Source organism: Streptomyces sp. NPDC091287 (assembly GCF_044768525.1).
In the GTDB taxonomy this organism is placed as follows: Bacteria; Actinomycetota; Actinomycetes; order Streptomycetales; family Streptomycetaceae; genus Streptomyces.
In genome coordinates this window covers 40,960-61,219 of the sequence record NZ_JBIVUV010000026.1, presented here as the reverse complement: position 1 = coordinate 61,219, position 20,260 = coordinate 40,960, and the positions used below count along the sequence as shown (strand labels likewise).

18 protein-coding genes and 3 tRNA genes are annotated in these 20,260 nt (G+C 71.8%); 10 read left to right on the top strand and 11 right to left on the bottom strand.

The window, feature by feature from the left end:
* Positions 1–29: 29 nt before the first annotated feature.
* On the bottom strand, positions 30–1,556 hold the full coding sequence (gene purF, locus ACIQRW_RS34455; protein ID WP_403768243.1) for an amidophosphoribosyltransferase: 1,527 nt from the start codon (positions 1,554–1,556) through the stop codon (positions 30–32).
* Between the two features lie 402 nt (positions 1,557–1,958).
* Here purF and ACIQRW_RS34450 point away from each other — a divergent pair, with 402 nt between their 5' ends.
* Both ACIQRW_RS34450 and ACIQRW_RS34445 read left to right on the top strand, forming a co-directional pair.
* Complete coding sequence (locus ACIQRW_RS34450) at positions 1,959–2,051, top strand: putative leader peptide (RefSeq protein WP_350827157.1); 93 nt, start codon at positions 1,959–1,961, stop codon at positions 2,049–2,051.
* Between the two features lie 194 nt (positions 2,052–2,245).
* Complete coding sequence (locus ACIQRW_RS34445; RefSeq protein ID WP_403768240.1) at positions 2,246–3,709, top strand: sulfatase; 1,464 nt, start codon at positions 2,246–2,248, stop codon at positions 3,707–3,709.
* 109 nt (positions 3,710–3,818) lie between these two features.
* Here ACIQRW_RS34445 and ACIQRW_RS34440 read toward each other — a convergent pair whose 3' ends face one another.
* The 7 genes from ACIQRW_RS34440 to purS all read right to left on the bottom strand — a co-directional run bounded on the left by ACIQRW_RS34440 (position 3,819) and on the right by purS (position 10,265).
* Positions 3,819–4,667 carry an META domain-containing protein gene (locus tag ACIQRW_RS34440; RefSeq protein WP_403768237.1) on the bottom strand — a complete coding sequence of 283 codons (849 nt, stop codon included), beginning with the start codon at positions 4,665–4,667 and terminating at the stop codon, positions 3,819–3,821.
* A gap of 61 nt (positions 4,668–4,728) precedes the next feature.
* Positions 4,729–5,532, bottom strand: coding sequence for a sterol carrier family protein (locus ACIQRW_RS34435; protein ID WP_403768234.1), 804 nt, complete (start codon positions 5,530–5,532; stop codon positions 4,729–4,731).
* A gap of 10 nt (positions 5,533–5,542) precedes the next feature.
* Complete coding sequence (locus ACIQRW_RS34430; RefSeq protein WP_403768232.1) at positions 5,543–6,421, bottom strand: M23 family metallopeptidase; 879 nt, start codon at positions 6,419–6,421, stop codon at positions 5,543–5,545.
* A 49-nt stretch (positions 6,422–6,470) separates the two neighbouring features.
* Positions 6,471–6,977 (bottom strand): ArsR/SmtB family transcription factor, encoded by a 507-nt coding sequence (locus ACIQRW_RS34425; protein WP_403768229.1) that lies wholly within the window; start codon positions 6,975–6,977, stop codon positions 6,471–6,473.
* A gap of 113 nt (positions 6,978–7,090) precedes the next feature.
* Positions 7,091–9,340: a phosphoribosylformylglycinamidine synthase subunit PurL gene (gene purL / locus ACIQRW_RS34420; RefSeq protein ID WP_403768226.1), complete on the bottom strand. Its 2,250-nt coding sequence runs from the start codon at positions 9,338–9,340 to the stop codon at positions 7,091–7,093.
* Positions 9,337–10,017 carry a phosphoribosylformylglycinamidine synthase subunit PurQ gene (gene purQ / locus ACIQRW_RS34415; protein WP_403768223.1) on the bottom strand — a complete coding sequence of 227 codons (681 nt, stop codon included), beginning with the start codon at positions 10,015–10,017 and terminating at the stop codon, positions 9,337–9,339. Before purQ ends, purL begins: the two co-directional genes overlap by 4 nt.
* A complete protein-coding gene (gene purS, locus ACIQRW_RS34410) occupies positions 10,014–10,265 on the bottom strand; it encodes a phosphoribosylformylglycinamidine synthase subunit PurS (protein ID WP_003968034.1) in 252 nt (83 codons plus the stop codon). Before purS ends, purQ begins: the two co-directional genes overlap by 4 nt.
* A 420-nt stretch (positions 10,266–10,685) precedes the next feature.
* Between purS and ACIQRW_RS34405 the strand changes: the two genes are divergently transcribed.
* From ACIQRW_RS34405 to ACIQRW_RS34370, 8 genes are all read left to right on the top strand, one after another.
* Positions 10,686–11,021 carry an Lsr2 family protein gene (locus ACIQRW_RS34405; RefSeq protein WP_403768220.1) on the top strand — a complete coding sequence of 112 codons (336 nt, stop codon included), beginning with the start codon at positions 10,686–10,688 and terminating at the stop codon, positions 11,019–11,021.
* Between the two features lie 268 nt (positions 11,022–11,289).
* A tRNA-Gly gene (locus ACIQRW_RS34400) sits at positions 11,290–11,361 on the top strand.
* 79 nt (positions 11,362–11,440) lie between these two features.
* A tRNA-Gly gene (locus tag ACIQRW_RS34395) sits at positions 11,441–11,513 on the top strand.
* 145 nt (positions 11,514–11,658) lie between these two features.
* A complete protein-coding gene (locus ACIQRW_RS34390) occupies positions 11,659–12,675 on the top strand; it encodes an ABC transporter ATP-binding protein (protein ID WP_403768217.1) in 1,017 nt (338 codons plus the stop codon).
* Positions 12,672–13,493: an ABC transporter permease gene (locus ACIQRW_RS34385; protein WP_403768214.1), complete on the top strand. Its 822-nt coding sequence runs from the start codon at positions 12,672–12,674 to the stop codon at positions 13,491–13,493. Before ACIQRW_RS34390 ends, ACIQRW_RS34385 begins: the two co-directional genes overlap by 4 nt.
* A 27-nt stretch (positions 13,494–13,520) precedes the next feature.
* Positions 13,521–14,870: a sensor histidine kinase gene (locus tag ACIQRW_RS34380; protein WP_403768211.1), complete on the top strand. Its 1,350-nt coding sequence runs from the start codon at positions 13,521–13,523 to the stop codon at positions 14,868–14,870.
* A complete protein-coding gene (locus tag ACIQRW_RS34375; RefSeq protein ID WP_003968028.1) occupies positions 14,867–15,487 on the top strand; it encodes a response regulator transcription factor in 621 nt (206 codons plus the stop codon). Before ACIQRW_RS34380 ends, ACIQRW_RS34375 begins: the two co-directional genes overlap by 4 nt.
* Before the next feature lie 23 nt (positions 15,488–15,510).
* Positions 15,511–15,586: transfer RNA gene (locus ACIQRW_RS34370), tRNA-Gly, on the top strand.
* 55 nt (positions 15,587–15,641) lie between these two features.
* On the opposite strand, the gene ACIQRW_RS34365 is transcribed toward ACIQRW_RS34370, so the two are convergent.
* The 3 genes from ACIQRW_RS34365 to ACIQRW_RS34355 form a co-directional block, all read right to left on the bottom strand.
* On the bottom strand, positions 15,642–16,556 hold the full coding sequence (locus ACIQRW_RS34365) for a phosphoribosylaminoimidazolesuccinocarboxamide synthase (protein WP_403768208.1): 915 nt from the start codon (positions 16,554–16,556) through the stop codon (positions 15,642–15,644).
* A gap of 106 nt (positions 16,557–16,662) precedes the next feature.
* Positions 16,663–18,117: a N,N-dimethylformamidase beta subunit family domain-containing protein gene (locus tag ACIQRW_RS34360; protein WP_403768205.1), complete on the bottom strand. Its 1,455-nt coding sequence runs from the start codon at positions 18,115–18,117 to the stop codon at positions 16,663–16,665.
* A 390-nt stretch (positions 18,118–18,507) separates the two neighbouring features.
* Positions 18,508–20,199: a hypothetical protein gene (locus ACIQRW_RS34355; protein ID WP_403768202.1), complete on the bottom strand. Its 1,692-nt coding sequence runs from the start codon at positions 20,197–20,199 to the stop codon at positions 18,508–18,510.
* Between the last annotated feature and the right edge of the window lie 61 nt (positions 20,200–20,260).

Sequence of the window (20,260 nt, the reverse complement as noted above, 5' to 3'; positions counted from 1 at the left end):
CTGGTGGGGGATGCGGCGGCGCGTCCGGGTCACGGACGGCGCAGCGCGTCGGCCGCGGCGGTCGCCGCCGGGCCCGCCGCCAGCTCGGTCTCCAGCAGCTGCTTGCCGAGCAGCTCCGGGTCCGGGAGGTCCATCGGGTACTCGCCGTCGAAGCAGGCGCGGCAGAGGTTCGGCTTGTCGATCGTCGTCGCCTCGATCATCGCGTCGATCGAGATGTACGAGAGGGAGTCGGCGCCCATGGAGGTGCAGATCTCGTCGACGGTCATGCCGTTGGCGATCAGTTCGGCGCGGGTCGCGAAGTCGATCCCGAAGAAGCAGGGCCACTTCACCGGCGGCGAGGAGATCCGGATGTGGATCTCGGCGGCGCCCGCCTCGCGGAGCATCCGGACCAGGGCGCGCTGGGTGTTGCCGCGGACGATCGAGTCGTCGACGACCACCAGGCGCTTGCCCTTGATGACTTCCTTCAGCGGATTCAGCTTGAGCCGGATACCGAGCTGGCGGATGGTCTGCGAGGGCTGGATGAAGGTCCGGCCGACGTAGGCGTTCTTGACCAGTCCGGCGCCGAAGGGGATGCCGCTGGCCTCCGCGTATCCGATCGCGGCGGGGGTGCCGGATTCGGGGGTCGCTATGACGAGATCCGCCTCGGCAGGAGCCTCGGCCGCCAGTCGGCGGCCCATCTCCACCCGGGAGAGGTAGACGTTCCGGCCGGCGATGTCGGTGTCGGGACGGGCCAGGTAGACGTACTCGAAGACACAGCCCTTGGGCTTCGCTTCCGCGAATCGAGTGGTGCGCAGGCCGTTCTCGTCGATGGCGACGAGCTCGCCCGGCTCGATCTCGCGTACGTAGCTGGCACCGCAGATGTCGAGCGCGGCGGACTCGGAGGCGACGACCCAGCCGCGCTCCAGCCGACCGAGCACCAGCGGGCGGATGCCCTGCGGGTCGCGGGCGGCGTACAGCGTGTGCTCGTCCATGAAGACGAGGGAGAACGCGCCCTTCACATCGGGGAGCACCTTGGCGGCGGCTTCCTCGATGGTGAGCGGCTTGTCGTTCTCGTCGCGCTGCCCGGCGAGCAGCGCGGTCACCAGGTCGGTGTCGTTGGTCGCGGCGACCTGGGTGGCGCGGCCGTCCTTGCGCGGGAGGTCGGCGACCATCTCCGCGAGCTGGGCGGTGTTGACCAGGTTCCCGTTGTGGCCGAGGGCGATCGAGCCGTGCGCGGTGGCACGGAACGTCGGCTGCGCGTTCTCCCACACCGAGGCGCCGGTGGTGGAGTAGCGGGCATGACCGACCGCGATATGGCCCTGGAGGGAACCCAGAGACGTTTCGTCGAAGACCTGCGAGACCAGTCCCATGTCCTTGAAGACCAGGATCTGGGACCCGTTGCTCACTGCGATGCCCGCGGATTCCTGTCCGCGGTGCTGCAGGGCATACAGTCCGAAATAGGTGAGCTTGGCGACCTCTTCACCCGGAGCCCAGACACCGAAGACGCCACAAGCGTCCTGGGGGCCTTTCTCTCCGGGGAGCAGGTCGTGGTTGAGTCGTCCATCACCACGGGGCACAGCACCGAGTGTAGGCGAGATCGACCACTGGTCCGAATTGGGGACCGGTGGGCAAACCGACGGCGGTCCATGGGGAACGGGCCCGCCCGCCACCCGGGGCGGGCGATTCGCGGGACTTCGACCAGTCACGCTGTGTGATCGCCGTGCGGGCGGGGCGGGGCCCGCAAGGCGGGTGCGGGGCCCACTTCCGGGCCGGGGGCCCGGTTACCGACAGGTAGGGGCCGATGGGGGCGGACGGGCGGGCGTGGCGCTCGGTGAACCTGCCCGATCGCCGCCCCGACCGCTGGCCGAACGCTCGTTTCGTGGTGAGCCTCACACAAGGGCGGAGACGGCGAGGGCGGCCGTCCCGCAGTGCGAGACCACCGTTGACAGGCCCATGCCCCGTTGGCAGGCTCCATCCCCATGCAGCCCCTCGGTGATCTCTCGATCACGCTCGTGGAGCGCCGGCACGTCGATCTGGGACGTGTAGCGAGCGCCATCTGTCGCCGCGCCTGAGGCAGCCGCACCTCCAGAACCCCGCAGGGCCTCCGCCCCGGGCTTCGGCATGCGTGCACGCGTTCATCTCCCTCCCTCTTCCGCGCCCCGCGGGCGGGTGAGCCCGTCCGCGGGCCCCCGCCCGCCGGGAAGTCGCGCCCACCGCCTCGCGCCCCGTCCTTCGACCCGCGCCCGAGGCCCTCCCAGGAGCCCCCATGACTTCTCGCGATGCACACGCACGTTCGGACAGGCGATCCGGTACGCCGCTGAGCCGGCGCGCCTTCACGGCCGCGGTCGGCGCGACCGCCGTCACCGCGGCCGGAATACCGGCGGCCGTTCCGGCGGCCGCCGACGGAACGGCCGCCGACGACGTGACCCGGGAGCGCCCGTTCCGGGCCGCCCGCGGCAAGCACGCGCGCCGTCCCAACATCCTCTTCATCCTCGGCGACGACCTCGGCTGGGCGGACCTCTCCTCGTACGGGTCTCCGCACATCCGTACGCCCCACCTGGACCGGCTGGCACGGCAGGGCGTGCGCTTCACCGACGCGTACTCGGGGTCGGCGACCTGCTCCCCCACCCGGTTCAGCCTCTACACGGGGCGCTATCCGGGGCGGACGAGAGGCGGACTCGCCGAGCCCATCGCCGACCGGTCGGTCGGGCTGGAGCCCACCCACCCGACCCTGGCGTCCCTGCTGCGCGGCGTCGGCTACTCGACCGCGCTGATCGGCAAGTGGCACTGCGGATACCTGCCGGACTACAGCCCGACCAGGTCGGGCTACGACGAGTTCTTCGGCAACTTCGGCGGAGCCCTGGAGTACTACTCCAAGCTCGGCCTTGCGGGCGAGTACGACCTGTACGAGGGCGACGCCCAGTACAAGGACCTGCGGTACTACACCCGGGTCCTCACGGAGCGCGCGAGTGAGTACGTGCGGCGTGACCACGACGACAGGCCGTGGCTGCTCAACCTGAACTTCACCACCCCGCACTGGCCCTGGATCGCCGACGGCGACACGGAGGCGAGCGCCGAGATCGTCCGCCGGATCAAGGCCGGCGACCGATCCGCCCTCCGGCACGCCGACGGCGGCTCGGTCGAGAAGTACACGGAGATGGTCGAGGACCTGGACCGCTCGGTCGGCGAGGTGCTGCGAGCGCTGAAGCGGTCGGGGCAGGAGAAGGACACGCTGGTCTTCTTCGCCAGCGACAACGGCGGCGAGCGGTTCTCCTACAACTGGCCGCTCGCCGGCAACAAGGGCTCGCTCCAGGAAGGGGGCATCCGCGTCCCCTCGGTGCTGCGCTGGCCCGCGCGCATCGAAGGCCACCAGGTCAGCGACCTCCCGGTGTTCTCCCCCGACTGGACGGCCACCCTGCTGGAGCTGGGCGGGGCACGACCGGACCCCGCCCACCCGCTGGACGGCATCAGCCTCGCGGGATATCTGCTGCGGGGCGAGACACCGAAGGAACGCGACCTGTTCTGGCGGGTGCGCGGCGAGCGGGCGCTGCGGCGCGGCGACTGGAAGTACTACCGGGGAAGGAGCGGAACCGACCAGCTGTTCAACCTGGCCGACGACCGGCGCGAGCAGGCCGACCGCGCGAAGGCCGACCCGGAGCGGCTGGCCGGGCTGCGGGCGTCGTGGGAGAGGACGGACTCCGGACTGCTGCCCTATCCGACGGGTTCCTGACCCACGCCGATGGTCCCGGGCGGTCGAGCCGCGGTCGGCAGACCCTCGGCCGCCGGGGCGGAGACCGACGTCCGCCCGTCCGCCCGTCCGGCACGGCTGTCCTGCGGATTCAGCCGTGCTGGGAGGTGTTCCCGGACCCGGGGGCCGCGGCCGAGGCGCCGATGCCCTTGCCGTCGGCGGCGGTGAGGGTGAGCGTGCTGCCCTTGATCGTGTACGTCGTCGGGCCGCTGAGGGCGGCGAGCACCGCACGCTCCGTCTCCATCTCCGCCTCCGGGCACATCTTCCGGGTGCCCGCCGTCGAGCCGAAGACGATCGTGGAGCCCTTGACCGTGGCCTTGCCGCTGAAGGAGTTGCAGCCGGAGTTGCCCCGTACGGTGCCGTCGTCGGCGAAGCTCAGATGGGGCGCCCGCTCCTTCGGCAGGTCCGCCGGGACGGTCGTGGCCGTCTCACCGCTGAGCAGCGTGGTCACCGTCCACCGGGTGCCGACCAGGTCGGCCGCCTTCTCCTCGCTGAGCTCCATGGTGTGGCCGCCTTCCTTGGTGAGGGTCAGCTTCTCGCCGGAGAGCTTCGCGGTGTGCTCGCCGCCCATGACGTCGATCGCGGCCTTCTCGAACTTCTCGATGTCCTCGTCGCACGCCATCTGCGTGGTGACGGGCTTGCCCAGGGTGATCCGGTCGCCCTTCACCCGGGCGTCCACGCCGATGTGGTTGCAGCCGAAGTCGGCCGTGGCCCGGCCCTTCGAATCGATCTCCATCCGGGCCCCCTCCGGGGCCTCGGTCTTCTTCCCGCCGACGGTCACCGAGTCGACGCTCCAGGCGACCCCGGTGACGGGGACGTCGCTCTGCACGGTGTCGCCGCCGTCGCCGGAGCCGGAGCCGGAACCCGACTCCGTACCGCAGGCGGCGAGGGTGAGGAGGGCCAGGACACTGACGCTGAGGGTCATCCGTTGTGTGCGCATGGCGATGTGACGGAACGGGGGGCCGATCCGGTTCCGCCCGCTCCGCTTCCCGGTGGCCGCCTCAGCCCATCAGCGGCAGCAGCGCGGCCAGGTCGGCGCGCTCCCCGCCGGCGCTGACCTCGGCGTCCTCCAGGGCCCGCGCCCACTCCGTACGCCCGGTGGCGAGCCGGATCCAGGTCAGCGGGCCGGTCTCCACGACATTGGGCGGGGTGCCCCGGGTGTGCTTGGGCCCGCCGATGCACTGGACCACCGCGAACGGCGGGACCCGCACCTCCACCGAGCCGCCGGGCGCCCGGTCCGCGAGGGCGTCCGCCAGCAGCCGGGTGCAGGCGGCCAGGGCCTGGCGGTCGTAGGGGATCTCCAGCCCCAGCGCCTCGTTCAGGTCGTCCGTGTGGACGATCAGCTCGACGGTCCGGGAGACCAGATAGTCGGTCAGCCGCATGGAGCCGACCCGGACGGACAGCAGCCGCTCCCCCGTGCCGGTGGCCGGGACGGCGCCGGTGAACCCCTCTTCCGCCTCCTCGAACAGCGTGGCGAGGTCGGGCCGGCCGGCCGCCACCTCCTCGACGCCCTCGGCGATCCCGGCGGCGTACGCGGCGGTGACCGTCGGCCACTCCACCAGGGTGACCTGGGGCTTGGGGCCGGGCGGCTCCGGCAGGGCCAGGGCCCGGGCGACGCTGCTCAGCCCTATCGCGATGTGCGTGACGAGCTCGCGCACCGTCCAGTCGCCGAGCCGGGTCGGCCGGGCGAGCTGGTCGGGCGTCAACACGGCGACGGCGTCGCGGACATGGGCGAACTGGGCGAGGACCGCCGTCCGGGTCCTGAGGTGGTCGTAGGCGCGCGGGCGCTTCTTGGCCGGGGGCATGGGGCCGAGATTAGCGGGCCCCACTGACATCGCCCGGCCGGGCCGGTGCGTTCTGCCCCTCCACCGTGAACACCTCGCCGTTGGCGGGGACTCCCACGCCCCGCCAGGTGAACGGGACACCCCGGGCGTCGTCCAGGTCCGGCCCGTCCATCAGATGGAAGTGGAGGTGCGGTTCGGTGGTGTTGCCGGAGTTGCCCACCCGTCCGAGCAACTGGCCGGCGCGCACGGTCTCCCCGGCCTTCACCCGGAGCGAGCCGCGCTGGATGTGGGCGTACACGGCGTACGTACCCTCTCCCAGGTCGAGGATCACGTGGTTGCCGATGATCCGGTGCGCGCCGACGATCGAGCGGATGTTGCCCTCGATGAGCATCAGGTAGACGACCCCTGCCAGGGAGTTGCGGCTCAGGTGGTCGCGCTGGCCGTCGCTCGCCTTCACGACCGTGGCGTCGGCCACCGCGAGCAGCGGGACGCCGAAGGCCGGGAAGGCGCCGTTGCGGCGGAAGAACGGCCAGAGCCAGCGGAACGCCGGCCGGGCCGGGGGCTCTCCCTCCTCCGTCTCCGGTCCGGCCACGATGTCGATCGCGTACGTCTGCCCGTAGACGTGCGTCCCGTGGCTCGGCGTCTTGTCCGCCGGGCTGTTCAGGGCCGACCAGCGCCCGGTGACCGGTGGGTCGACCTCGACCGAGGGCCGTGGCTCGCCCCGCGGTGCGGCGGCCCGGCGCTGCAGGATCGTCGTCGCCGCCATGAGGGCGAAAACGACCGCCGCGGGCAGGGAGGTGGTCGCCCAGCCCGGTCTGGGCAGATCCGCGACGAACTCGCCGATCACCAGCGCGAACAGGGCCAGCCAGGACAGCCGCATGGCGATCGGAACGGCGGTGCGGACAGACATGTTTCCCCCATGGCCTCGTGTCTTCGTGTCTTCTCGTGGTCAGGTCAGCTCAGGGCCGCGCCGCCGTCAGCACCACCAGCAGAGGCACCACGCGGACCGCCGGGACCTCGTACCGGCCGCGGCCCGCCGCGTGCAGCCAGCCCGCGCCGGTCAGCTGGCGCAGGTGGTGGTAGATCTGGCCGGTGGTGCCCAACTCGTCGAGCGCGGCCAGTTCGGCGGTCGTCCTCAGGCCGCCGAGGATCTCGCGGAGCAGGCGCAGCCGGACCGGGTGGCCCAAGGCGGCGAACGAGTCGGCGGCGTCCTCCCAGTCCCCGTCGAACAGGGCCTCGGTGAGGGCGCCGTACTGCCACTCGTAACTCTCGCCGGTGGGCAGCCGTACCGAGCCCGTGTAGAGCACTCCTCCGTCGGCCGCGGCCTCCCCGACCTCGGCGAGCTGCTGTTTCAGCCCGTCCAGCGCCCAGAAGTCGCCGTCGCCCAGGCGGGGGGACTCGGAGTCCCGCCGCTCCAGTGCCGTGAGCCGCCTCTCCAGCTCGGCGACCCGCTGCTCCAGCTCCATGACACCAACCTTACGTAATTACGTAATCTCTGACAACAGGGCGAGGGGAAAGGCCGAAGCCCCCGCCCGGAGGACCCGGGCAGGGGCTTCTGAGGTGCCGGTCGGCGCGCGGCTCAGGCGAGCAGCGCGGGGATCGTCGCCTCGTGCGCCGTACGGAGCTCGCTCAGCGGGATGCTGAACTCGCCCTGGATCTCGATCTCCCCGCCGTCCACGACACCGATGCGGGTGACGGGCAGACCGCGCGCGCCGCACATGTCGTTGAAGCGGAGCTCCTCGCTGCGCGGGATCGCGACGACCGCGCGTCCCGCCGACTCGGAGAACAGGAACGTGAACGCGTCCAGACCGTCCGGCACGACCAGCCGGGCGCCCTTCCCGCCGCGCAGGCAGGACTCGGTGACGGCCTGGATCAGGCCGCCGTCGCTCAGGTCGTGCGCGGCGTCGATCATGCCGTCGCGCGAGGCCGAGATGAGGATCTCGGCGAGCAGCTTCTCGCGGCCGAGGTCCACCTTCGGCGGCAGGCCGCCCAGGTGCTGGTGGACGACCTCGGACCAGGCCGAGCCGCCGAACTCCTCGGTCGTGTCGCCCAGCAGGTAGAGGAGCTGGCCCTCTTCCGCGAAGGCGATCGGCGTACGCCGGTTGACGTCGTCGATCACGCCGAGCACGGCCACGACCGGCGTCGGGTGGATCGCCGTCTCACCGGTCTGGTTGTACAGCGACACGTTGCCGCCGGTGACCGGGGTGCCCAGCTCCAGGCAGCCGTCCGCGAGACCGCGGGTGGCCTCGGCGAACTGCCACATGACGTCCGGGTCCTCGGGGGAGCCGAAGTTGAGGCAGTTGGAGATGGCGAGCGGCTTCGCACCGGAGGCGGCCACGTTGCGGTACGACTCCGCCAGCGCGAGCTGCGCGCCTGCGTACGGGTCGAGCTTGGCGTACCGGCCGTTGCCGTCGGTCGCCATGGCCACGCCCAGGTTCGACTCGGCGTCGATGCGGACCATGCCCGCGTCCTCGGGCATCGCCAGCACGGTGTTGCCCTGCACGAAGCGGTCGTACTGGTCGGTGATCCAGGACTTGGAGGCCTGGTTCGGGGAGGCGACCAGCTTCAGGACCTGCTCGCGCAGCTCGGCGGCGCTCGAAGGGCGGGGCAGCTCGCCGGCGTCGTCCGCCTGGAGCGCGTCCTGCCAGGACGGGCGGGCGAACGGGCGGTGGTAGACCGGGCCGTCATGGGCGACCGAGCGCGGCGGCACGTCCACGATCTGCTCGCCGTGCCAGAAGATCTCCAGCTGGGAGCCCTCGGTCACCTCACCGATGACGGTGGCGATGACGTCCCACTTCTCGCAGATCTCCAGGAAGCGGTCCACGTGCTGCGGCTCGACGATCGCGCACATGCGCTCCTGCGACTCGCTCATGAGGATCTCCTCCGGCGAGAGCGAGGAGTCACGCAGCGGCACGGTGTCCAGCTCGACGCGCATCCCACCGGAACCGGCGGAGGCCAGCTCGCTGGTGGCGCAGGACAGGCCCGCGCCGCCGAGGTCCTGGATGCCGTCGACGAGCTTCTCGCCGAAGATCTCCAGGGTGCACTCGATGAGCAGCTTCTCCTGGAACGGGTCACCGACCTGGACCGCGGGGCGCTTGGCCGGGCCGGTGGACTCGAAGGTCTCGCTCGCCAGCACGGAGACGCCGCCGATGCCGTCGCCGCCGGTGCGGGCGCCGTACAGGATGACCTTGTTGCCCGCGCCGGAGGCCTTGGCGAGGTGGATGTCCTCGTGCTTCATCACGCCGATGCAGCCGGCGTTGACCAGCGGGTTGCCCTGGTAGCAGGCGTCGAAGACGACCTCGCCTCCGATGTTGGGCAGGCCCAGGCAGTTGCCGTAGCCGCCGATGCCCGCGACGACGCCCGGCAGGACGCGCTTGGTGTCGGGGTGGTCGGCCGCGCCGAAGCGCAGCGGGTCCACGACCGCGATCGGGCGGGCCCCCATGGCGAGGATGTCGCGGACGATGCCGCCGATGCCGGTGGCCGCGCCCTGGTAGGGCTCGATGTACGAGGGGTGGTTGTGCGACTCGACCTTGAAGGTGACCGCGTACCCCTGGCCGACGTCGACGACGCCGGCGTTCTCGCCGATGCCGACGAGCATGGCGTCGTTGGCGGGGACCTTCTCGCCGAACTGCTTGAGGTGGACCTTGCTGCTCTTGTACGAGCAGTGCTCCGACCACATCACGGAGTACATGGCGAGCTCGGCGCCGGTGGGACGACGGCCCAGGATCTCGCGGATCCGGGCGTACTCGTCCTCCTTGAGGCCGAGCTCCTTCCACGGCTGTTCGGCGTCCGGGGTCTCGGCCGCGTGCTTGACCGTATCCAGGCTCATGCGTTGACCAGCTTCTTGATGATCGAGGTGAAGAAACCGAGGCCGTCGGTGCGGCCGGTGCCGATGAGCGGCTCCACGGCGTGCTCCGGGTGCGGCATCAGGCCGACGATGTTGCCCGCGGCGTTGGTGATGCCCGCGATGTCGCGGAGCGAGCCGTTGGGGTTGCCGTCCAGGTAGCGGAAGGCGACGCGGCCCTCGGCCTCCAGCTCGTCGAGCGTGTGCTCGTCGGCGGTGTACCGGCCGTCCACGTTCTTGAGCGGGACGCTGATCTCCTGGCCGGCGCTGTAGTCCGAGGTCCAGGCGGTCTCCGCGTTCTCCACCCGCAGCCTCTGGTCGCGGCAGATGAAGTGGAGGTGGTTGTTGCGCAGCATCGCGCCGGGCAGCAGGTGCGCCTCGGTCAGGATCTGGAAGCCGTTGCAGATGCCGAGGACCGGCATGCCGGCCTTCGCCTGCTCGATGAGGGTTTCCATGACCGGCGAGAAGCGGGAGATCGCACCGGCGCGGAGGTAGTCCCCGTAGGAGAAACCGCCCGCCAGGACGACCGCGTCGACCTGGTGCAGGTCCTTGTCGCGGTGCCACAGGGATACGGGCTCGGCGCCCGCGATCCGGACGGCACGCAGGGCGTCCTGATCGTCGAGGGTGCCGGGAAAAGTGACGACGCCGATACGGGTGGTCACTTCTCCTCCTCCACCTTCACGACGAAGTCCTCGATGACGGTGTTGGCGAGGAACGTCTCGGCCAGCTCGTTAATACGGGCGAGGGCGGCGTCGTCGACCGGTCCCTCGACCTCCAGCTCGAAACGCTTTCCCTGACGAACGTCCGCGATTCCCTCGAAGCCGAGACGGGGCAGTGCGCGCTGCACCGCCTGTCCCTGCGGGTCGAGGATCTCGGGCTTGAGCATGACGTCGACTACGACGCGTGCCACTGGCACTCCCGGTGTGGTGGTGTGGTGCGGCTGTCTCTCCGGGGGGTTCCCCAGACCCCCGCGGGTCCACTCAGCGTACCTGGCCAAAATTTCTACGCGGGTAGATATCGGGCGGGACGGACATGGCGGGGCCCTGCGCAGATCACGCCGAGATATCGGCCGCGACACCGGCAGGGAAAAGGTCTGGAAAAATCACGTCCGGATTGCACACGGATTGCACACGGACACGCGGATGTAATTGGCTGGGCTTCACAATGCGGTACCCACCGCTGTACAAATGATTACCGGGGAAAGCAACATTGCCCCGGGGACAACGGAACAGTCGACATCTCGTCGATCCACATCCGCCCGCCTGGCAGCCGGAAGGCAGGCATCCGCGCACGAAGTACGCGCCGGTGCCGTAGGAAAGGACCGATATCCGTGGCTCAGCGCGTAGTGGTGACGCTCTCCGACGACATCGACGGGGGAGCAGCGGCGGAAACGGTGACCTTCGCCCTGGACGGGAAGACGTACGAGATCGATCTCAATCCCGCCAACGCGAAGAAACTGCGGAGGACCCTGGCTCCTTACGTGGCCGCCGGTCGAAAGCAGACAAATGCCAGCAAGCACGGCAGGACGCCCACGGTCTACCACCACACCTCCCTCGCCCCGGACCCGGCGGCCGTCCGCGCCTGGGCCCGCTCGCACCGGATGGAGGTGCCGGCCAGGGGCCGCATCCCGAAGAAGGTCTACGAGGCGTTCGACGCGGCGAGTTGAGCCACCGCGGTGACGGCCGGCCGGACCGCGGCGGCGCCGGCGGGACGCGCCACGGTGGTTCCGGGCCGGCCGGACCGGGCGGCCCGTCGGGCGCGGCGGGTCGGGAGCCGGACGCTCCGTCAGGCGTCCCCGAGGGCCCCGCCGGCCGGGTCCGGGGACCCGTTCCGCAGGGCCCTCGGGGAGCCGACTTGCGCGACACCCCCGCAGGTCGGCTAGAGTCTGGAGCACGCCGAGGGGCGAGGCCGCAAAGCCGAATCCCACGCAGCGTGCGGGTGTAGTTCAGTAGTAGAACATCCCCCTTCCAGGGGGAAGGCGCAGTGTGCAATTCCTGTCACCCGCTCTGCACAACTCTTCGAACCACTTCGTTGGATCGGGTAGAGTAGTGCTCGCTCCACCGGTGAAAGCCGAGTGGCTGCACTGCGGACGTAGCTCAGTTGGTAGAGCGCAACCTTGCCAAGGTTGAGGTCGCCAGTTCGAACCTGGTCGTCCGCTCAGCATCAAAGGCCCTGACCTTCTCGGTCAGGGCCTTTGTCGTGCTCCCGCCTCTCTCCTTCCCCGCCACCCTCATGACGTTTGTCATGAGCAGTGGTGACAGCGCGCACTGCTCGCGGGCCGGTTCCGGCGGAAACCTTGAAGCATGACCAGCGACGACATTCTCAGCGACCGCGTGGACGGTCCCGTGATCGAGGCGAACGGGGTCCGCCGACGTTACGCCGGCGGCTTCGAGGCCGTGTCCGGGATCTCCTTCTCCGTGGCCCGCGGCGAACTGTTCGCCCTGCTCGGGACGAACGGCGCGGGCAAGACCTCCACCGTGGAACTCCTGGAAGGACTGGCGCCACCGACCGACGGGACGGTGCGGGTCCTCGGCCACGACCCGTACCGCGAACGCGCCGCCGTCCGCCCCCGTACCGGGGTGATGCTCCAGGAAGGCGGCTTCCCCTCCGACCTCACGGTCATGGAGACCGTACGCATGTGGTCGGCCTGCACCACCGGCGCACGCCCGGCCGGCGAGGCCCTGGAGATGGTCGGCCTGACCCTCCGGGCGGGCGTACGGGTCAAGCAGCTGTCCGGCGGCGAGAAGCGCCGACTCGACCTGGCGCTCGCCCTGACCTCCCGGCCCGAGGTGCTCTTCCTCGACGAGCCGACGACCGGTCTTGACGCCGAGGGCCGGCAGGAGACCTGGGAGCTCGTCCGGGCGCTGCGGGACAACGGCACGACCGTGCTGCTGACCACGCACTACCTGGAGGAGGCCGAGGCGCTCGCGGACCGGCTGGCGATCATGCATCAGGGGAGGATCGTGACGACCGGGACCATCGCCGAGGTGACCGCGCAGCAGCCCGCCAGGATCCGGTTCGTGCTGCCCGAGGCCGTGCCGGCGGCGCGCCTTCCGCTCTCCCTGCGGGCGGCGGCGGAAGGGTCCCGGGTCGAGATCCGCACCTCCGCCCTCCAGGAGTCGCTGCACGAACTCCTGGAGTGGGCCCGGGAGTCCGGCGTACGGCTGCACGGCCTCGACGCCCGCTCCGCCTCCCTGGAGGAGGCGTTCCTCGACATCGCCAAGACCCAGCACGCGCCCCGGGACCAGGACCCGCGCCAGGTCCACGACCGCTCCACCCGCTCCGGCGGCACGAAGAACACGAAGAAGGTGACGGCATGACGACCACCACGACCCCCGTCCGCGACCGGACGTCCGTCGGCTCCCCCACGGGCGCGGCGGCCGTGGCTCGGCGGCTGACCGCCCTCGGCCGCGCCGAGCTGATCCTCCTGCTGCGCAACCGGACCGCGATCGTCGTGGCCCTGCTGCTGCCACTCACGATGATCTTCGCGATGCGGTCCTCGCTCGAACAGATCGACCTCGGCGGCACCGGGCTCACCGTCGCGGGCGCCACCCTGACCGGCGGCATCGGCATGGTGCTCGTCCAGGTCGTCTACATGAACCTCGTCTCCGCGTACGTCGCCCGGCGCGAGGAACTCGTCCTGAAGCGGCTGCGCACCGGCGAGATCTCCGACCGCGAGATCCTCATCGGCACCGCGCTGCCGTCCGTCGCGCTGGCGCTCGCCCAGTGCGTGCTGCTGGTGGTGGCCGGCGCGATCGCCTTCGACCTGAGCGCCCCGCACCGCCCCGACCTCCTGCTGGCCGGACTGCTGCTGGCCTTCGTCCTGATGTCCGCCCTGGCGGCGGCGACCACCGTGATCACCCGGACGGTGCAGACCTCGCAGCTCACCACCCTGCCGCTGTTCTTCGTCTCGATGTTCGGCTCCGGGCTGTTCATCCCGCTGGCGGTCTTCCCCGACAAGCTGGCCTCCATCCTCGAGCTGCTGCCGATGACGGGCGTGATGACCCTGATCCGGCACGGCTGGCTCGGCGGCGTGGAGAGCGGTGACCTGTTCACGGCCGGGGTGACCGCGCTGGCCTGGACCGCTTTCGGCGTGTTTGCTGTGCGACGGTGGTTCCGCTGGGACCCGCGCGGATGACATGAGGGGCTGAGGGATGTGAGGGGTGTGAGGGGTGTGAGGGGTGTGATCGGTCGGGTAACGGGCTGGCGGCGCGGCTGGCACGACCGCAGCAAGCTCCAGCGCATCGACCTCTACACGCGGGTGACGCTCTGCTCGATCACCTGGTTCTTCGCGGTGTCCTGGGGCCTGTTGCCGCTCGGCGACGCCCTGGACGAGGGACCGGTGGCGATGGCCCTCGCCGGAGCGTTCCTCGCCGCCAACATCACCCAGTCGGTGCTGAGCAACCGCAATCTGGCGCCCGCCTTCGACGACTACCGGGGGACGGAGCCGTTCCCGCCGGGGCGGTTGCGCCTGCCCGCCGCGCTCCAGGTGGCGATGACCGGCCTCCTGGTGGCGCTCGCGGGGGTGGGAGGCGTGAAGGACGAGGGGCTCGTACTGCTGGTGCTGGACCTGCCCGTGGCGTTCGCCATCCCCTACGTCCTGATCATCCCGGTCCGGACGTTCCTGCTCCGCGCCGCCGGCTTCTCGGCGGCCGTCGTGGCGCTCCTGGCGGCCGTGGGGGTGCCGGGCGGGCTGCTCTTCGGAGCGGTCGTCTCGCTGGTCGTCGTCACCCTGCTGGTCCTCGTCTCGGCCCGGCCGAGCGTCTGGAGCCTGTCCGTGATGTGGCAGGCGGAGGAGGCGCGGGACATGCAGGCCCGGCTCGCGGTGGCGGAGGAGCGGCTGCGGTTCGGCCGGGACATGCACGACGTGCTGGGCCGAAACCTGTCGGTGATCGCCCTGAAGAGCGAGCTGGCCGTGGAGCTGGCCCAGCGCGGGAACCCCGCGGCGATGGACCAGATGGTGGAGGTGCAGCGGATCGCGCGCGCCTCCCAGCAGGAGGTGCGCGATGTCGTGCGCGGCTACCGGGAGGCCGACCTGCCCACCGAACTCATGGGCGCGCGGGGTGTGTTGCAGGCCGCCGGAATCACCTGCACCGTCGAGGGCGCGGACGGCCCGGCCGGCATCGGGGCCCCCGCCGCCGTCCAGGCCGCGCTCGGCTGGGTGGTCCGCGAGACCGCGACGAACGTCCTGCGCCACGGTGACCCGCGCCACTGCTGGATCCGGCTCGCCCGGACGCGGGAAGCGGTGGTCCTGGAGGTCGAGAACGACGGGGCCGGCGCCACCCGCCCGCTCGGCGGCGCGGACGACGACGACGGCGGCGGTTCGGGCCTGGCCGGGCTGCGGGTACGGCTCGGCGCGCTCGGCGGATCGCTCACCGCCGGAGCCGCCGGGGACGACCTCTTCCGGGTGACGGCGACGGTGCCGCTCACGGCTCCCCGCCCGGACGCGAACGGCCACCTCGCACCGCCCCCCGAACCCTCCCCCGCCCCTTCCGCCCTCCCGGAGGAACGATGACCACCGCGCAGCCCCTGCGGGTCCTGCTGGCCGACGACGAGCACCTGATCCGGGGCGCGCTGGCCGCACTGCTCGCCCTGGAGGAGGACCTCGTCGTGGTCGCGGAGGCGGCGAGCGGCCCCGAGGCCCTGGCGATGGCCCTGGCGCACCGGCCCGACGTCGCCGTCCTGGACCTCCAGATGCCGGGCGCGGACGGTGTGAAGGTCGCCACATCGCTGCGGACCGAGCTGCCCCACTGCCGCACCATGATCGTGACCAGCCACGGCCGCCCCGGGCACCTCAAGCGGGCCCTGGCCGCCGGCGTACGGGGCTTCGTGCCGAAGACGGTCAGCGCCCGGCGGCTGGCGGAGATCATCCGTACCGTCCACGCCGGAAACCGCTACGTGGATCCCGAGTTGGCGGCCGACGCCATCTCCGCCGGGGACTCCCCGCTGACCGCCAGGGAGGCCGAGGTGCTCGAACTGGCTGCGGACGGGGCTCCGGTCGCGGAGATCGCGGAGCGGGCCTCGCTGTCCCAGGGGACCGTACGCAATTACCTGTCGTCGGCCGCCACCAAGATCGGTGCGGAGAACCGGCACACGGCAGTGCGTCTCGCACGCGAGCGGGGTTGGGTATAGTAGGCATCGCGCTTCGGCGCACTGCGGACGTAGCTCAGTTGGTAGAGCGCAACCTTGCCAAGGTTGAGGTCGCCAGTTCGAACCTGGTCGTCCGCTCCAGATGGAGGAAGCCCCGGTCCTTTCGGACCGGGGCTTCCTGCGTATCCGGCTGCCGTTACGACCAGTTGGCGCCGGTCAGCACCTCGTACGCCTCGATGTACTTGGCGCGGGTCGCCGCCACGATCTCCTGCGGCAGCGCCGGGGGCGGCTGCTCGCTCGCGCGGTCCCAGCCGGAGGCCGACGAGGTAAGCCAGTCGCGCACGAACTGCTTGTCGTAGCTGGGCTGCGCCCGGCCGGGCTCCCAGGTGGCGGCGGGCCAGAAGCGCGAGGAGTCCGGGGTCAGCACCTCGTCGGCGATGATCAGCCGCTCGGTCCCGTCCTCGGTGGTCTCGAAGCCGAACTCGAACTTGGTGTCGGCCAGGATGATCCCGCGCCCGTGCGCGATGTCCCGGGCCCGGCGGTAGACGTCGAGCGTCGTGCGCCGCAGCTCGGCGGCCGTCTCCGCACCGACCTCGCGGGCGACGTTCTCGTAGCTGACGTTCTCGTCGTGGTCGCCGACGGCCGCCTTGGTGGCCGGGGTGAAGATCGGGCCGGGCAGCTCGGACCCGTTGACCAGGCCCTCGGGGAGACCGATGCCGCAGACCGTACGGGTGGCGTCGTACTCGACGAGTCCGGAACCGGTCAGATAACCGCGGGCCACGCACTCGACCTCGACCATCCGCAGCGACTTGCAGATGAGGGTGCGGCCCGCCCAGTCGGCCGGGGCGCCCGGGGGCAGCTCGGTGGAGATCACGTGGTTGGGCACCAGGTCGGCGAGCTGGTCGAACCACCAGAGCGAGAGCCGGGTGAGGACCCGGCCCTTGTCGGGGATCTCGGTGGGCAGGACCCAGTCGTACGCGGAGATACGGTCGCTGGCGACCATGACGAGGTCGCCCGCCTCGTTCCGGTACAGGTCACGCACCTTGCCGGTGTGCAGGTGGGTGAGGCCCGGAACCTGTACGGGCTCGGGCTTTTCTACAAAACCGGACACGGTGCCTCCGCGTAGATTGATCCAGGAGCGGTTCCGATTGTCCCGTATCCGCGGCCGGGTCCGCGCCCGGGGCCCGGTGACCGGTCGCGTATTTCGAGGACCCTGGTCAGTCCCGCTTGCAGATCCGGTCGAGGAGGTTGGCCGTGGCCCGCTGGATCCGGGGGTCCGTGTGCCCGGGTCGGTCCAGGGCCGGGGACCAGGCGAAGGTGCCGGAGGCGAAGACGAGCGCGCCGGAGGGGGACTGGTAGAGCGAGGTCTCCTGGTGCCGGGTGGCGCCCTCGGAGTCCTCGTACGGGGAGTGGGCGAGCAGGATCCGGTTGTCGTGCTCGGGCAGGCTGGTGCGCGGGAAGTAGCGGTCGGCCTCACCGGCGACCAGGCCCGGGATCTCGTCACCCTCGACCGCGCCCGTGGAGTCCCAGAGCCAGTGCTCGGCGTTGCGCACGACGAGCGGGCGGGGATCGGGCACCCGGCCCGCGTACTGGATGCCGAGGAGCTGCTGCTCGGGCCGGTCCACCTCGCGCCACAGGGCGGACTTGCCGGGCCCCCGGCGCTTGCGGCAGGTCAGCAGCCGGTCCGCCTCGCCGGAGGCCGACGGGGCGAGGCCCACCTGCCAGTACATGGTGTTGGCGGAGAGGAAGACGAGCGAGGTGCCGGAGTCCCGGGCACGCTCGGCGGCCCGGCGCATCGGCAGCGTCCAGTACTCGTCGTGGCCGGGGAAGACCAGGCCCCGGTAGCGGCTGGGGTCGACGCGGCCCGCGTGCAGGTCGCGGGCGTCGGCGTAGGCGAGGTCGTAGCCGTACCGCTCGGCCCAGCGGATGAAGTCGTACGCGTGTCCCACGTGCAGCGGCAGGCCGGCCCCGGCGTACGGGCGGTCGAAGGAGATCGTGACGGCGGCGTCCTCCTCGCCGAGCAGCCGCCCCCGCTCGTCCCACGCGTGGTAAAGGCTGGCGCCGGTGCGGCCGTCCTCCGGATAGAGGTTGTACGCCTGCCAGGTGATGTCGGGCAGCAGGAGCAGCAGGTCGGCGGGGTGGTCGTGGCGCACGGTGAAGGGGATGTGCGAGCGGTAGCCGTCGGCCGTGGTCAGGACGGCCACATACGCGCCGACCGACCAGTAGCTCGGGATCTGGAGCCGCCAGGACATCCACCAGTGGTGGCAGGAGACGGTCCGGTCGGCGGCGAGCGGCGGGGGCTGGACGATGCCGGAGAGCCGCGGGCTCGTGGTGATCTTGGACGCGCCGTCGCCACCGTAATGACCGATCCGGTAGATGTCGACGGAGAACTGCTGGGGCGGGTCCACGGTGATGTGGAAGTCGATGGCCTCACCGGGGGCCGCCGCGCCGGGCGAGACGAAGCCCTTGATCTGACGGTGCACGTCGTCCGCGGTGCGGGTGCCGCCGCCGGTGGAGCGGGCGAGGTCGGCGTACCAGGGGACCACCTGGCCGGTGTCGTCGAAGTAGTTCTCACTGCCGCGCAGCCAGGGCAGCGGGCCCTGCCCGAAGGGATCGCTCACCGCGTGCGCGAGGGCGCCCGACTCCCACCGGCGAATCTGCTCCGCCCCCATGCCGCGCCCCTCCCTCGGATCCCCCGGACAGCTCTGGAGGATCCCCCGGACAACTCTGGTGCGCCGAATGTCAGCGCCGATCCCCAGCACATCACATAACGCACGCGGTTCGTCACCCTTCGTCGCTAATTGGCGGGACCGGAGACCGAGAGGCCGCCCCGGCCGGGCCCTGGCGGTGCGGCCTGGGAAACCTGTTCGTCGTACCGGCCGGAGGCCCGTCGTCGGACCGTCGGTCCCGGTCGTCGGGCCGGTCGGTCCCGGTCGTCGGGCCGGTCGGTCCCGGTCGTCGGGCCGGTCGGTCCCGGTCGCGTCGGATTGGTCGGCCTCGTGGGGGGGCGGCCTTGTGGGGGGCGGTCGGCCTTGTGGGGGTCGGGCCGGTCGGCCTTGTGGTCAGACCAGCCGGACCGGCTTGTCGGAGCGCACTCCGACCTCGGCGAGCCAGGACAGCAATGGGTCCGGATCGCCGTCCTCGACGAGGCTGAGGACCGGGGTCGCCAGGTCCGCCCGGCGCTCGCCGCCGACGAGCAGGGCGGGGCCGTCCAGCCAGTCGAGGCCGGGGGCCGCGCCCGCCGTGTCCACGGCCGCGCAGCAGACCATGGCCGCGACGTGGTCGGCGAGCAGCTCGGTGCCCGTACGCGGCGGCTGGAGCGGGAAGAGGGGCAGCGGTCCCGGCCCCCACAGGTCGAGGGGGTCGTCGGCCGCGCCGGACCCCGTACCGCCGTGACCGGGGCCGCCGTGCTCCGGGCCGCCGTGCCCCGGCGCTTCGGCCTCCTCACGGGCGACCGCCGCGCCGATGCCCGCCGCGAGCTCCTCGCCCGGACCGCCGGGTCCGCCGGCACCGGACAGATGCTCCATGACCCGGGCCAGCGTGGGGACGGCCGGGTCGGCGGCGGAGGCCCGGGGGACACCCAGGGTGTCCAGGACCCGGTGCAGCCGGGCCGCTTCCGTACGCCATTTGCGGTCGACGACCTCGTCGGGATACTGCTGCCAGTCCACCGGCGCCCAGCCCGGGCCGCTCTCGGCGGGGCCGCCGTGGAAGAGCCGGGCGGCGAGCAGGGACGCCGCCTCGTCGGCCACCCCGGGCTCCTCCAGCAGGTCGCAGGCGGGCCGCTCGCCGAGGCGCAGGGCGAAGCCGTCGGCCAGCCGGTCCCGGCGGGACAGCTCGGTGAGCGCGGAGACGACTCCGGCGTCCAGCCGGGAGGGCCAGCGGCCCATCCGCCAGGCGGGCAGCGCCACCCGGGTCAGCAGCCGGTCCCAGCCGGCATAGGCGAGGCCGACCTGTTCCTGGGCGGAGATCCGCAGCCCGTGGTCGACCGTCTGGGCCCGCATGGACGCGGCGGCCGCCACACAGCGCTCCATCTCGGCGGCATGGCCCCGGCAGGCCCGCAGCAGCAGCCGGGAGACCCAGCCGGCGAAGGCGAGCGGCGCCCCGCGCACCGTGCCCCGACCGGGGGCGGCGGCATCGGCGATCGAGGCGTCCAGGCCGCGTACGAAGCGGCGGGCGGCGGCTATGTCGGGGTGCGCGGACGGGCCGGTGCCCGCCACCACGGGGGCGAGGACCGCGCGGAGCTCGGCGACCCGCATCCACCACAGGAACGGTGAGCCGATGACCAGGACGGGGGCGGCGTCCCCGGCCTCCGCCGCAGCCTCCGCGCCCCTCCGGAGCGCACGGTGCGTCCGGTCCTCCAGCCAGCTGTCGCAGTCCGGGGTCAGCGCTATGGCCGAGGGCGCGGGCACGTCGAGCCGGTCGGCCAGGTCCCGGACCAGGCGGTAGAGGTCGGGGGCCCCTTCCTCCGGCACGGGCACGGTCGGACTCATGGCGGGCCGCGCGCGGGCCACCGAGACGGCGACCAGGACGGTCACCAGCAGCACGACGACCGCGACGCCGAGGACCGTCCAGCGCACGGCGTCCCAGCCCGGACCGGCCAGATGCCCCTGCGCGCCCGCCGCGAACAGCACGACGGCGACGGCCGCGGGCAGGATCGCCACGGCCAGTGCCCTGCTGCGGATCCGCAGCAGGGAGAGCGCTCGGGCCTGTGCGGCCCGCGCCCCCAGCTCCTCACCCACATCGATACCGGACACGGCCGGACGTCACCCCCTCTGCCACGCGACGGTGTTGCTCACTCCCCCACTGTGGCACCCG

Bases quoted from the DNA above. Each gene is read 5' to 3' on its own strand.
- ACIQRW_RS34450 (WP_350827157.1), top strand. From the start codon at position 1,959: ATGCAGCCCCTCGGTGATCTCTCGATCACGCTCGTGGAGCGCCGGCAC.
- ACIQRW_RS34445 (WP_403768240.1), top strand. From the start codon at position 2,246: ATGACTTCTCGCGATGCACACGCACGTTCGGACAGGCGATCCGGTACG.
- ACIQRW_RS34440 (WP_403768237.1), bottom strand. From the start codon at position 4,667: ATGCGCACACAACGGATGACCCTCAGCGTCAGTGTCCTGGCCCTCCTC.
- ACIQRW_RS34435 (WP_403768234.1), bottom strand. From the start codon at position 5,532: ATGCCCCCGGCCAAGAAGCGCCCGCGCGCCTACGACCACCTCAGGACC.
- ACIQRW_RS34430 (WP_403768232.1), bottom strand. From the start codon at position 6,421: ATGTCTGTCCGCACCGCCGTTCCGATCGCCATGCGGCTGTCCTGGCTG.
- ACIQRW_RS34425 (WP_403768229.1), bottom strand. From the start codon at position 6,977: ATGGAGCTGGAGCAGCGGGTCGCCGAGCTGGAGAGGCGGCTCACGGCA.
- purL (WP_403768226.1), bottom strand. From the start codon at position 9,340: ATGAGCCTGGATACGGTCAAGCACGCGGCCGAGACCCCGGACGCCGAA.
- ACIQRW_RS34390 (WP_403768217.1), top strand. From the start codon at position 11,659: ATGACCAGCGACGACATTCTCAGCGACCGCGTGGACGGTCCCGTGATC.
- ACIQRW_RS34385 (WP_403768214.1), top strand. From the start codon at position 12,672: ATGACGACCACCACGACCCCCGTCCGCGACCGGACGTCCGTCGGCTCC.
- ACIQRW_RS34375 (WP_003968028.1), top strand. From the start codon at position 14,867: ATGACCACCGCGCAGCCCCTGCGGGTCCTGCTGGCCGACGACGAGCAC.
- ACIQRW_RS34360 (WP_403768205.1), bottom strand. From the start codon at position 18,117: ATGGGGGCGGAGCAGATTCGCCGGTGGGAGTCGGGCGCCCTCGCGCAC.